This is a genomic window from Desulfoconvexum algidum (assembly GCF_055382125.1).
On sequence record NZ_AP042394.1, the window covers coordinates 2,180,849 to 2,193,498 of the forward strand.

Here is a 12,650-nt window from a genome sequence, read left to right on the forward strand (position 1 = left end):
ATATTCCTTAAAATTTAATAATACCCAGGGCTACCAATGTTTCCATGACTTCACATATGGGCAGGCCCACAACATTTGAATAGGAGCCTTCAATTTTTCGTACCAAAAAGGCGCCGATTCCCTGGATCCCATAGCCACCCGCCTTGTCATAGGGTTCATTTGTGGCAGCATACCATTGCATTTCTCCCGGGGACAGGTTTTTAAACGAGACTTTTGTCTCAATGGAGCGGGTGATGGATTTTTTTTTGGTATGGCAGCAGATGGTAAATCCTGTAAAAACACAATGGCATCTATTGCTCAGGCCATTGAGCATCTGGATGGATTCTTCTTGGGTTTTGGGTTTTCCAAGGATGAGATCATCCACCACCACAATGGTGTCAGCTCCTATTACCCAATGATCCGGACGGGTCTTTGCAATATGATCCGCCTTTATCCGGGACAGATTTTTGACATAGTCTTTGGGGTAAGACAGGGGGACAGCGTTCTCATCAATATTTGATGCCAAAATTTCAAGCACAAGGCCTGCCTGTTCCAACAGCTCTTTTCGTCTGGGAGATTTAGATGCCAGGATGATGGGATCATGGGATATATGCTTTGTGGGGTTCATGGCCTCTTTTTATCAGAAAAAAACCGGTATGACAATGGACAGGAGTCCACCAAAATAATCATTAATATTTGTGGCCAGCTTCAGCAAATGCCCATTTTTTAACTTGTAAAATTAAATAAAATGTTATAGTTAAACTGGGGTTATGCCTGGGTGGCGGAACTGGTAGACGCAAGGGACTTAAAATCCCTCGGCCAAATTGGCTGTACGAGTTCAATTCTCGTCCCAGGTACCAAATAAAATCAAGGGGTTCACCGAATCGGTTAACCCTTTTTGATTTTTTATGGGGAAAGAATAGGGAAAATCGAGGTGATTTAGATATAAAAATGGTTCTACTATTCGAGTAGCACTATTTCCGATAGGACTTGTCCCAGGGCTCTCTACCATAAATAATTCTTGAGTTTTTTAGCAAAACAGCGTAAAAATTTAATGAACTCAATGGTTGAGTTCGGTTTGGTTTCCGAACAAAAAGGGTTTTGGCATTTTCAGCAAGCTCCTTCTTTTTTAATCCTTAAAAAGTAATTCTCATCTATGGATAAAATTCAGATAAATGGCGGTAGAAGGCTAAATGGTGAAGTTACCATCAGTGGTGCGAAAAATGCGGCACTACCACTGATTGCTTCCAGTATACTGGTCGATGGTATCTCAACATTTACAAATGTTCCCAAACTTATGGATATTGCCAGCATTCAGATGCTGCTTGAAGATTTGGGGGCAGGCTGCACCTTTGAGAACAACACCTTAACGGTGGATGGGGCTGGTATCAATAAAATTGAAGCTGAATATGAACTTGTCCGGAAAATGCGGGCCTCCATTCTTGTTCTAGGTCCTTTAGTGGCCAGATTCGGCCATGCAAAAGTTTCCATGCCCGGTGGGTGTGCTATTGGTGCACGCCCCGTTAATATGCATCTTTCAGGGCTTGAAGCCCTGGGGGCTAAAATTAGCATGGACCATGGATATATAGAGGCAAAAGCCGACCATCTGATTGGCAATGAAATCTATTTTGATATTCCCACGGTTACCGGTACAGAAAATTTAATGATGGCGGCTGTCCTTGCAAAAGGGACCTCGGTATTGAGAAATGCGGCCCGGGAACCGGAAATCGTCTGTCTTGCAAATGCCCTGATCCAGATGGGGGCAAAAATTTCAGGGGCCGGAACGGCCATTATTTCCATTGAAGGCGTGGAAAAGCTCCACCCCGCCAAGGTCACTGTTATTCCGGACCGGATCGAAGCCGGAACCTTTATGGTGGCGGCTGCCGCAACCCGTGGTGATGTGTTAATAAAGGGCTGTATTCCGGATCACTTAGGCGGGGTTATCAACAAACTTAAGGCAACCGGAGCAACCCTTGATATTCATGAAAATCAGATCCGGGTGAAGGGAAGTGATGTCATTAAAAGCATTGATATTAAAACCCAGCCCTACCCGGGTTTTCCAACGGATATGCAGGCGCAGTTCATGGCCATGATGACCATTTCGCAGGGAAACAGTATGATCCATGAAGCAATTTTTGAAAATCGGTTTATTCATGCCAATGAACTGTTGCGCATGGGAGCCGACATCTCCATCACCAATGGAAATTATGCCATGGTCCGGGGAGTGGAAAGGCTACAGGCCGCTCCGGTGATGGCATCAGATCTTCGGGCCAGCGCTTCACTGGTAATCGCCGGGCTGATTGCCCAGGGCACCACCGTTATTTCCAGGATCTACCACATGGACAGGGGCTATGAAGGCATAGAAAAAAAATTCTCATCCCTGGGGGCTGATATCCAAAGAATTAAATAACCATCCTATTAAATAATCAGCCCTTTATTCAAAAATGACAGCAGGTGTGAATATGTGAAAAAAAGAATATTTCTCAGTTTACCTCCTTTGATTCCTGTGTGTCTCTCATTGATAACCGGAATCCTGGTCGGGAATTTTTTCCCTGATGTATCCTGGGGCATTTTTGCTTCAGGATTCTTAGGTTTTCTCATCCTATCTTCTTTCTTTCCCCTTAAATCAACCTCATTTGTGAAGGGCTTAAGTTTTATCGCTCTGGTCTGGGGGGTTTTTTCAATTACAAGGGTTTTAAACCCAGGTGTGTCTTCGGATGCTATTTCACAGTTTTCAGATTCATCCAAATATACCATTACCGGAGAAATTGTTTCATTTTCAAAGGATTATTTCCTTAAACAAAGGGTTATCCTTCTTTGTCATCTTGTTGAAAGAGAAGGGAGGGTGCCTGTTAAAGTTCAGGGGCTGATACTGCTTAATATCTATGACAAAAAAAAGGGAAACTTTCAATATGGAGATCTTGTCCAATTTACAAGTGCCATCAAACCCATTAGAAATTTTTCAAACCCCAATGGATTTGATTATGAACGACATATGAAATTTGCCGGGGTGTCTGGATCGGCATATGCTAACGCTGGTAAGATCCGGGTGATACCCCATCCAATGGATGTTCGCATCAAAATAATGCGGGGCCTTGAACAGCTTCGAAATCGGTTTTTTTATTTTACCATGGACAAAATGGAAGATAAACGAGCCGGTGCTATTCTTTCGGCCCTGGTTACCGGTAAACGAGAAGCCATTCCCTTAAAACTCAAAGATCTGTTTTCAAAGGCGGGAACGTCACATCTCCTTGCTATTTCCGGGCTTCATCTTTCCATTGTCGCCATGGGGTTTTATTTTATTTTTTACACGCTGCTTGCCTGGTTCCCCTTGCTTTTAATGACGGGGTTTGCCAAAAAAACAGCGGGGATTTTAACCTTGATCCCCTTGCTTTTCTATGGGATTTTTTCGGGATTTTCTCCCTCCACCCAGCGGGCATTTATCATGACTTCTATTTTTATGATCGCTTTTTTGAGTGAACGCGAAAATAATCCATTGAATACCCTGGCCCTGGCAGCGGTTGTTATTCTCCTCATTGATAGTTGCGCCCTTTTTTCCATATCCTTTCAATTATCCTTTGGTGCATTGCTTTCCATTCTCATCGGATTTTCACTCATGAAAATTCGGGGGTGGACCCCCAGGGCCGGTGTTATGTCACTCATCATCATACCCGTTCTGGTGACTTTTTTTGCAGGATTGGGCACTTTTCCCTTGATTGCCCATTATTTTAATCTGGTTTCATTTGTGCAAATAGTGTCTAATTTTTTGTTGGTGCCACTCATGGGCTTTGTAAGTCTGCCCCTGGGACTCCTGGCGTTTTTATTTCTTCCAATTTTCCCCGGTCTGGCCCAAGCCCTGGTCGTTGTCTGCCAGAGCATTCTGTCGGTTTGCATCACCTATATTGAATTTTTAACCCGTTTTAAATTTTCATGGTCAAGGATTGTCGGCATTGATGGGGGTGAGGTGGTGATCCTCTATCTTTTTCTTGCGGCAATCTGCTTGATTATTTCTCGTCAAAGGAAAACAGGTCTTGTGCTCATGTCCATGGCTGTCTTGGCGGGTTCTTTTTGTTTTGGAACCGGGCTTAAAACACGCATGTTTCCTCAAAAAATGACCATTACCATTCTGGATGTGGGGCAGGGGAACTCTGCCTTGATTCAGACCATTGAGGGAAAAAACATTTTGGTGGACGGTGGTGGCTTTTCAAGCAGGTCCAGTTTTGATATTGGTCGTTATGTGGTGGGACCGTTTTTATGGTCCCAAAAAATTTTGTGCCTGGATGCCGTTATTTTGACCCATCCGGAATCTGATCACATGAACGGCCTATTGTATATTTTGGAAAATTTTAAAGTTAACCTGCTGATAAAAAATCAAGATACCCGATCAATCAGAACCTATGGGGAGTTAATGGCCCTGTGCCAGGATAAAAAAATTCGGATCTGGCATCCCGCCCAGGGCGATGCCATGCTTGATTTTGACAGAACCCTTTTCGTGTTTTTCACAGATCTTACCGAGCCGTCCCACCAGAACCTGAACAACAATTCATTGGTTTTCCAGGTCCGGTTTAATCGAGTTGCCCTGCTTTTTCCAGGAGATATTCACCGTGAGAGGGAACTTATACTTGCCAGGAAAAAGGGGAGAGAGCTTAAATCCAGCCTTCTTCTTTCACCCCACCATGGCAGTTTAACCTCCAGCAGTAAAATTTTTCTTGATAAAGTAAAGCCTGAAAGTGTAATAATATCCTGCGGCGCGGGTAACCCTTATGGGTTTCCACACCCGGATGTTCTGGAAAGATACCAGAAAAGGGGATATACGGTATTCAGGACAGATATCAATGGTTCGCTTACCATATCCTCTGATGGCATTGACACCCATATTTTAACGTTTAAAGGCGGATAAAAAGATTGTATTATCTCTATTTTCCATATGTTTTGTTCTTGTCTTGTCTCATGTTTTTTGAATGTCATAAAAAAAAACATCCTCTTTGGTGGTCAGCCGCTGTCCTTCTGGCCCCCGTCACCACCCCCTATTTTATTTTTAAATCCCGAAAGTCCGAAGGGATGATTTTATTTATGATATTTCTGGCCACCTTTACCGGGGTGTTGGCCTTTGAATTTTATACCTATGCCCAAATGAAAGAAACGAACAAATATGCCCATTTTCCCCCCATCACCCGCCAGGTTATCCGGTTAGCGGATGATTTAAAGAAAACCACCCTTAATTTAGACAAAGGCCTGGTCACACTTGAACAGGTTTCAAAGGTGGAATCACGGATCAAAGAGCTGAAATCGACCATCGATTTTATTGGGACCCTTAGAATACTGATGGATGAAAACCAGGCAGCCATCGCCAGGCTTGTCAAGTTTACAACAGATTATAAAGTCTATTTTGTTAAAAAAGATCTCAATTGGGTGTATCAGATTCAATTGTTTTACACCAATCGAAATGTTGTGGTTCATTATAAAAGTCTTCAGCTATATCTGGATAATTTTGAAGCCCTGCTCATTTATTGCTATACCAATTTTTATAATATTAAAGAGGCTAAAAGCAAAGAGCATTTAAAAAATTATGATGAATACTATCTGCGGTACCGCAGGGCGGTTGACTCCCATAATAGGTTCAATGTCCAGCGCATTGAATTCCAAAATGAATTCTTGCGTAAATATCCTAGTATCAAACCCTATCTTCCCGGGGAGCGTCAGACCGAAACCTTCATGTTGTGGGAATAGGCGGCTTTTCGCTGGGATTTGAGAAAGGGAATGATCACCTTGTTTTTATTCCCGCCTGACACATCATAGGTGATGCTGACAATGGGCACCTTTGTTTTCGCCTCTATCTTGGCGGCCATGGCTTCGGTTACAAGCCCGGCACAGCAGAATGCCGGATTGGTCTGGACCAGGAGTCTTAAATCCGGGTGTTCATTGATGATGTGGTGAATTTTCAGGATATTGTCCATGGATTCGCCGGTGTGCTCAGGCAAGATGCCATATTGCCCCAGAAGATTTTCATTGGAACCGGTCACAACAAGATCGGATTCCTCTAATATGGTTTCAAAATATTTGTAATATTTTTTCTCCATTGTCTGCATGGCGGTGAGCAGGGCTTTGTTTGAAATCAGACTCATGTATTTGCCCTCCTTAAACCATTTCTTAAAATAGGAGCTGGCAATGATTTTGATATATTTATAATAGGGTGTGGTGACAACCTCCCCGCCATTTTCCTCAATAAAATGAACCAGGTCCTGATTCATGGTATCATTATCCCTGACATAAAGATCCCCAAATATGGCCACCTTGGGACGGTTCTTCTCTCGTTTGACCTGGATTTTTTTCACCATGGAAATGGTTTCCTGTAAGGCTTTTTCCTTGGATCCTCCAGTGAGAAAGGCAGCGCCTATGATGGATAAGGCCCTGGCAAGAACCTGGTCTGTTTCTCCCTTGTTGACCTCATAGGGGCGCAGCTTACAGCCAATACTTCGAAGCAGCCCGCCAAACATATAGGCATAATAGGCATTGGTGGAAGCTTTAAAGGAAATATCGAACAAGGACAGCTCTCCTTGATAAATTTGTGCCTGGTCAAACCCATTTTGTTCCCGTTGGAAAATTTTGTTGATATGGTAGGGGTACATTTTTATATTACAGGCTATTTCCGAATGATTGAGCCATAGAACCGATTTGGAAGGGTCTATGCCGTGTTTTTTGACCGTATGGATAAACCCTGCACCAATGGCATTGAGGGGAATACATTGGCCTGTGTTGGTCAGAATGCTCTGCTTGAGGGTTGTTTGGGTTTCTTCCATCAGCAGGGCGTCATACCCTTCATTTCGCAATGTTGCCACGAGCAGTTTGCCTGTAAAGGGGTCCCAGTTGGGGAAAATAATGGTTTTTTGTTCCAGAGAGTCGGTATAGGATGGCTCAAAGGAGTGGGTGGTTGAGGGAATGGTTTTTTCCCCTTGTTCATAATGATTGGTAAAGGCACGGACAGCTGCTTCTATTCTTGTTTCATATCCCACGCTTGAATCATGCTCATCAAGTTCTAGCACAAGATACGGTTTGTTAAATTGCGCCATGATTTCTTTAAAATAATCAACTGCAAAAGAATCCGGGGAACATTTGAAGGAAGAAATATAGACAGGATAGAGATCTTTGGTGGTGGCGGCAATATAGGCGGCTTCAAGAATATTGGCTGCATGTTTCCAGTGAACCTCTTTGAGCAACGGGCGGATCAGTGAAAAATCTTGAGCGTTGGTATCCAGCATGTCCTGGAAAAATGTTTTTACCCCGAGGTTTGCAAAAATTCCCGGGATATTATTGTTCATGGACGCTGACAAAATGGTATAGGGTCGTCCCAGAAAAACGGCTTTGATGCCCGGGGAATCTTTGGTTTGTTCCTGGTATAATCCCTTTAATCTTTTTGTATATTGCTGTTTAAATTCAATGGCCTTGTCATGGGCCATCACGATATCAAAAAAAGAAAATGACAGTTTCCGGGACAGGGCTTTTAAGGATTTATACAGCTGCATTTTGGTATGGAAACTGGTGTATAAATATTGAATAATAGGCGATATCAGCCTTTTTTGATCCAAAGGCTGTAAGCACGAGATGATGGAAGGAGAAAACTGGGTATAATAACAATGTTGCCGCCGAAATTCCTTTTGCGTTGGTTTGTCTTCAAAATAAAAGGGAAGAAACACAAAGTCGGCTCGTTCCATCAAATGGGACACATGTCCGTGTAAAGAGACAACCGGGGCGCAGAACTCGGCATTCGCAATGGTTTTCCCCAATTTGACCGGATTTTTCAATCCCTTGCTGGTGATGGTTCGTATCCCCAGATTTGAAAAAAAATGTTGCCAGAATTCCACGTCTTCAAACAGGTGAAGAGCTGCGGGAATCCCAATGGTAAAATCATGGGTTACCGGTGTATCACATTTGATGTGAGCTTGCTGCCTTCGCAGGGCCAGTAGATCATAGCGGTTCTGTACCACCTTTTTTTTGGTTTGATAATCCCTGCCGCATAAAAATCCATAGGCCTGGGGGTCTCCGTCAATGTCGGCAATGGTTATTTTGCAATGGTTGGTGCACAAACGGCAGGTCTCCTGGCGAACAGGAATTTGCTTTTTCCACAGACCAAACCCCCTGAAATTTGTGTGTTTAGGTTTTGGGGCCAGCATTTGTTCTCTAACCAAAAGCGCAACCCCAAGGGCTCCTGTGAGGTGACAGTATTTGGACACGTGGATGGGCTTGTTGAGCTTTTGTTCAAATGCGGCAACCAGGGACTTATTTCTGGCAGTCGCCCCCTGGAAAAGAATGGTGTTGCCGATTTTTCCAATATTGGCCACCTTTGTCAGGTAGTTATCCCGCACGGAGTGGAGTACAGAGGCAAGGATCTCATTTTTTTCATAGCCTTCGGCAAAAAAATGATTGATATCTCGCTCCATAAAGACCGTACATCGGTCGCTTGAAACAGGAGAGGTGACGCCTTGTGTCCTTGCGGAATAATCTGTCAGGGGACAATCCAGCTTGCTTGCCTGCTCTTCTATGAAAGAGCCGGTTCCTGCTGCGCAGACCGAGTTCATGACAGATGAGGTGACCATTCCATTCTTAAGCAGGGTAAATTTTGCATCCTGTCCGCCAATTTCAATAATGGTATCCACGTTTTTGTTCAGGTTTACGGCAGCCGTTGCATGGGCCGTAATTTCATCGGGCTCAATATCCGCCCCAATAATTTTGCCGCTGATTCGCCTGCCGGACCCCGTGGTGCCACAGCCTTCAATGTCCATATCCAGGTGGTATTCGCTTAAAAATGAATCACAGGCTTTAAAGAGCTTTTGGACGGCGATTACAGGCCTTGATGCGGTGCTTGTGTAAAATCCAACAATGGGGTGGCCTTTTTCATCAATTAAAATGGCTTTGGTGCTGGTGGATCCCACATCCAGTCCCAGGAATCCCTGGGCAATGGGTGAGGCCTTTGGATCTTGGTAAATATCTATTTCTACTTCTTCAAATATAAAGGATTTAAAACAGGTAAAATCCGGATAATCCGATAGGGTTAATGACAATTTTGGATACCGGTAACTCTCTTTTTTGGCGGTTTCTATAAAATAGTCATCCGGATTATTCAAAACTTTGGGTTCATGAATCCCTTGGTTTAATTGATCTTTCAGGCACAAGGCCGCCCCAATCGCCCCATAAAACTGGGAGGCATCATCCATAAAAAATGCAATCCCCAGGATGGATTCCAGGTGATTCTTTACACAGATATTTTTAGACACTCCTCCGCAAAAAAGAATTTTTGAATCAAAATCATTTGAATTCAGACCATTTTGTTTGAACTGGTTCTTTCGTTTGAACAGGGTATTGGCGATGTTTTTTGCAAGACCAAAACAAAGACCGTCACAAATTTGACCAATATCATAGCCTTCCTGCTGGGCATGGATGAGATCTGTTTTGGCAAAAACCGCACAGCGGGTGGCAATATCCGGGCGATCCTTGGTGTTTGATAAGGCGTATTCGCTGATCTGCTCGGAGCTTGAAAGGTCGAGACGTCCGGCCTGTTGGTCTAAAAAGCTCCCCGTGCCGGCAGCGCAGGAGGTGTTATGTTTTGCACCGATGTAATTGCCCAATTCATCAAAAAGGCTTAGGGAAAATTTTTCGCCGCCAATTTGTAAAATTCCGGCAAATGAATTTCCATGGAGGTGAACGGCGGTTCGGATCATTGAAACCTGCTCATCAAAAATACTATGGGAGAAAATAATGGAAGGACTTGAGGCGGTTTTGGATATATATCCGATATTTTTAAGGGCAGTGTTTTTTAAAAGGCCGGAAAGACAGGGCTTTACATCTCCGTGGTGATAGGCGGATGCTTGATGAAAAATCTCTCCTTTGTCGTCCAGGGCAGCAATACTGACCGATACTGATCCCACATCAATACCGAGAATCCCCAACCCTTTTTTTGCTTCATCGTTCATTTTAAATTTCTTCCTTTATCTGGGCCCAAAATTCATTCACACCGTAAAACCATCCATCCATAAACATCAACTCGTGATCGACTGCAGTGTCATTGGCATATTTTCCCAGTTCATTTTTGGTGTGAACCTCTTCAAAATAAGTTTTAAATTTAGGGTCATTGGTCAATTTATACGTGTCTTCAAAGTTGATTACGTATAAAAGATCTTGATAATGGGCAGACCGTGCCCATTTTATCCCCTCATTTTTTCCGGATTTATAAAATTGCTTTTCCCAGATGCGTTTTTCCTGTTGAAGCCGTTTGATGATATCTGACATATCAAACTCTTCTGAAAACCGTTTTTGAAATTCCTCTTTTTTTTGAATAGCATCGGTTACTGCTTCTTGAAACATTTTGGAAAAGTTGAATGAATTTTTCCATTCCTTGAGTTTTTCATGGAGCATATCCGGGATACTCAATGTTATTTTCTGGGCCATATTTTTTCCTATATCTTGTTTGAAATGGAGAATTTTTATACGTAATATGTGCAAATTTATCTATACGTATTGTTTTTTTGTCCACGTGTCAATTGGCATTTACACATATTTACAATTTTACACCCCATTGATGGTTGCGGGTCGCTTGTATTTTATAAACAAACCTTATATAAGGCGGTGTATGGGAATAAAATATATTGAAAAATTGGGGGGAGTAACTCTGGGTGTTGTTGAATCCATTGGTCGAATTGTTCTCTTTTTTATTTCAGGAGTGACCCGTATTTTTGTGAGGCCAATACAAGCGGACAAAATCATTGACCACATCTGGTTTATCGGTGCAAAATCTTTGTTTGTCATTATCTTGACCGGAACTTTTACGGGCATGGTCCTAGGACTTCAGGGGTATTATTCCCTTGTAAAATTTGGTTCCGAGGCGGCTTTGGGGTCTGCTGTATCCCTTACCATCATAAGAGAACTAGGCCCTGTTTTTTCGGCGATTATGATCACCGCAGGAGCGGGGTCTGCCATGGCTGCTGAAATCGGTGTCATGCGGATATCAGAGCAAATTGACGCTTTGAGAACCATGCAGATCGATCCCATCCGCTTTTTATTTTCACCACGGATTATGGCAGCGCTTATCAGCTTTCCCTTGTTAACCGCTATCTTTGATGGGGTGGGAATTTTTGGCGGATATTTGACAGGATCTTTATTGCTGGGAACAAATTCGGCAATTTACATGGACAAAGTAATCCAAAGCGTTGAAATGGTTGATATTGCCGGTGGTTTTTTAAAGTCATTTGTATTTGCAATTGTCGTGACCACCATTTGCTGCTATCGGGGGTATTACACCCATTTGAACACCAAGGGAGGGTTTGGCGCCAAAGGGGTCTCCATGGCAACCACCAACGCTGTGGTCCAGTCCTGCGTTTGTATACTGATTGTTGATTATATCATCACCTATTTTCTGGTTTAAAAAAAATGACTTTACCCTTGATTCAATTTGTCGACATAAAAAAACGTTTTGGTGCAAACCAGGTACTCAAAGGTGTTAATCTTTCCATCTATAAAGGCGATATCATGGTGGTGATTGGCAAGAGCGGTACGGGGAAATCGGTTCTGCTCAAGCATATTATCGGTCTTGTTCATCAAGATTCAGGCCAATTGCTGATTGGTGGCAAACCTCTTCACACACTGCCCAAAAAGGAACGCCTTTCGTTTAAACGAGAACTCAGTTACATGTTCCAGGAAAATGCCCTCTTTGATTTTTTGAATGTTTTTGAAAATATCGCCTTGCCCCTTACCGAGACATCCCGGGATACACGATCCATCATTGAAGAAAAAGTAAATACAAGAATGGTCCAATTGGGTCTGGGTCCCATTGGGAAAAAATTTCCTTCCCAGCTTTCCGGGGGAATGCGAAAAAGGGTGGCCCTTGCACGGGCCCTTGTCACAGATCCCAAGGTGGTGTTATTCGATGAACCGACCACGGGGCTTGATCCTGTGAGAAAAAAAAAGGTTCACACCATGATTAAAGAATACCAGGAACAATTCGGATTTACAGCTGTTATTGTCAGCCACGATATTCCAGAAATTTTTGATCTTGCCCAGCACATTGCCCTGCTTGATGAGGGCAAAATTATTTTTGAGGGCACAAAAGATAACATTTTACACTCACGCAGCGATACAGTAAATGCGTTTATCCGTGGCGATGAACAATTGTGTCCAGCCGATACTTAAAGCTCGGTAAATATCAGCAAGAGGATAATTATGAACAGACGAAAAATAGAAATTTATGTGGGCCTATTTGTTATTGTCGGCGTTATCACCATGGGATACTTGATCCTGGCCATTGGCGAAGTCAGTTTTTTCCCTAAAAACCAGTATCTGCTCCATGGTTATTTCGCTTCTGCCACTGGTCTCAAACAGGGGGCACGGGTGGAAATCGCCGGGGTTGAAATTGGGACGGTTTCAAACATCAGTATAGACAAGGAACGGCTTGTGGCAAAAGTTGTTTTTCTGATCAATGGGGACATTGAAGTGTCCGATGATAGTATTGTCTCGGTAAAAACAGCCGGCATAATCGGCCAAAAATATATAGATATATCACCGGGCGGGTCCGATGATATACTGGAAGATGGAGATGAAATTGACAATACAGAATCTTCCCTGGATATTGAATCTTTGGTCAGGAAATTTATTTTTTCCACAGATAAACCATAGGATATAAG

Annotated in this window: 9 protein-coding genes and 1 tRNA gene; 7 read left to right on the forward strand and 3 right to left on the reverse strand. The window is 43.1% G+C overall.

Going from position 1 to position 12,650, the window contains the following annotated elements:
• Positions 1 to 7 precede the first annotated feature (7 nt).
• Entirely contained in the window at positions 8 to 607 is a 600-nt protein-coding gene (locus tag ACZ45G_RS09960; RefSeq protein ID WP_464177586.1) for a Maf family protein, read from the reverse strand.
• A 144-nt stretch (positions 608 to 751) separates the two neighbouring features.
• Here ACZ45G_RS09960 and ACZ45G_RS09965 point away from each other — a divergent pair.
• The 4 genes from ACZ45G_RS09965 (at position 752) to ACZ45G_RS09980 (ending at position 5,709) form a co-directional block, all read left to right on the forward strand.
• Positions 752 to 839: transfer RNA gene (locus ACZ45G_RS09965), tRNA-Leu, on the forward strand.
• A 296-nt stretch (positions 840 to 1,135) separates the two neighbouring features.
• Positions 1,136 to 2,389, forward strand: coding sequence for a UDP-N-acetylglucosamine 1-carboxyvinyltransferase (gene murA / locus ACZ45G_RS09970; protein WP_464177588.1), 1,254 nt, complete (start codon positions 1,136 to 1,138; stop codon positions 2,387 to 2,389).
• A gap of 96 nt (positions 2,390 to 2,485) precedes the next feature.
• The gene (locus tag ACZ45G_RS09975) at positions 2,486 to 4,879 is read left to right on the forward strand and encodes a DNA internalization-related competence protein ComEC/Rec2 (protein ID WP_464179917.1); all 2,394 of its coding nucleotides are present in this window, start codon (positions 2,486 to 2,488) and stop codon (positions 4,877 to 4,879) included.
• Between the two features lie 173 nt (positions 4,880 to 5,052).
• Positions 5,053 to 5,709, forward strand: coding sequence for a hypothetical protein (locus tag ACZ45G_RS09980; RefSeq protein ID WP_464177591.1), 657 nt, complete (start codon positions 5,053 to 5,055; stop codon positions 5,707 to 5,709).
• Here ACZ45G_RS09980 and ACZ45G_RS09985 read toward each other — a convergent pair.
• Both ACZ45G_RS09985 and ACZ45G_RS09990 read right to left on the reverse strand, forming a co-directional pair.
• Entirely contained in the window at positions 5,679 to 9,947 is a 4,269-nt protein-coding gene (locus ACZ45G_RS09985; RefSeq protein ID WP_464177593.1) for an acyl-CoA dehydratase activase, read from the reverse strand. The genes ACZ45G_RS09980 and ACZ45G_RS09985 overlap by 31 nt on opposite strands.
• Before the next feature lies 1 nt (position 9,948).
• Positions 9,949 to 10,422: a hypothetical protein gene (locus tag ACZ45G_RS09990; protein ID WP_464177595.1), complete on the reverse strand. Its 474-nt coding sequence runs from the start codon at positions 10,420 to 10,422 to the stop codon at positions 9,949 to 9,951.
• Between the two features lie 181 nt (positions 10,423 to 10,603).
• On the opposite strand from ACZ45G_RS09990, the gene ACZ45G_RS09995 reads away from it, so the two are divergent.
• From ACZ45G_RS09995 to mlaD, 3 genes are read left to right on the forward strand one after another with little or no spacing between them, the layout of a single operon-like run.
• Entirely contained in the window at positions 10,604 to 11,395 is a 792-nt protein-coding gene (locus tag ACZ45G_RS09995; RefSeq protein WP_464177598.1) for an MlaE family ABC transporter permease, read from the forward strand.
• A gap of 5 nt (positions 11,396 to 11,400) precedes the next feature.
• A complete protein-coding gene (locus ACZ45G_RS10000) occupies positions 11,401 to 12,159 on the forward strand; it encodes an ABC transporter ATP-binding protein (protein WP_464177601.1) in 759 nt (252 codons plus the stop codon).
• Positions 12,160 to 12,189: 30 nt separating this feature from the next.
• Positions 12,190 to 12,642, forward strand: coding sequence for an outer membrane lipid asymmetry maintenance protein MlaD (mlaD, locus tag ACZ45G_RS10005; RefSeq protein WP_464177603.1), 453 nt, complete (start codon positions 12,190 to 12,192; stop codon positions 12,640 to 12,642).
• Positions 12,643 to 12,650: the final 8 nt, after the last annotated feature.

Coding starts and splice junctions, on each gene's coding strand:
- ACZ45G_RS09960 (WP_464177586.1), bottom strand. CDS start 607: ATGAACCCCACAAAGCATATATCCCATGATCCCATCATCCTGGCATCT.
- murA (WP_464177588.1), top strand. CDS start 1,136: ATGGATAAAATTCAGATAAATGGCGGTAGAAGGCTAAATGGTGAAGTT.
- ACZ45G_RS09980 (WP_464177591.1), top strand. CDS start 5,053: ATGATATTTCTGGCCACCTTTACCGGGGTGTTGGCCTTTGAATTTTAT.
- ACZ45G_RS09985 (WP_464177593.1), bottom strand. CDS start 9,947: ATGAACGATGAAGCAAAAAAAGGGTTGGGGATTCTCGGTATTGATGTG.
- ACZ45G_RS09990 (WP_464177595.1), bottom strand. CDS start 10,422: ATGGCCCAGAAAATAACATTGAGTATCCCGGATATGCTCCATGAAAAA.
- ACZ45G_RS09995 (WP_464177598.1), top strand. CDS start 10,604: ATGGGAATAAAATATATTGAAAAATTGGGGGGAGTAACTCTGGGTGTT.
- ACZ45G_RS10000 (WP_464177601.1), top strand. CDS start 11,401: ATGACTTTACCCTTGATTCAATTTGTCGACATAAAAAAACGTTTTGGT.
- mlaD (WP_464177603.1), top strand. CDS start 12,190: ATGAACAGACGAAAAATAGAAATTTATGTGGGCCTATTTGTTATTGTC.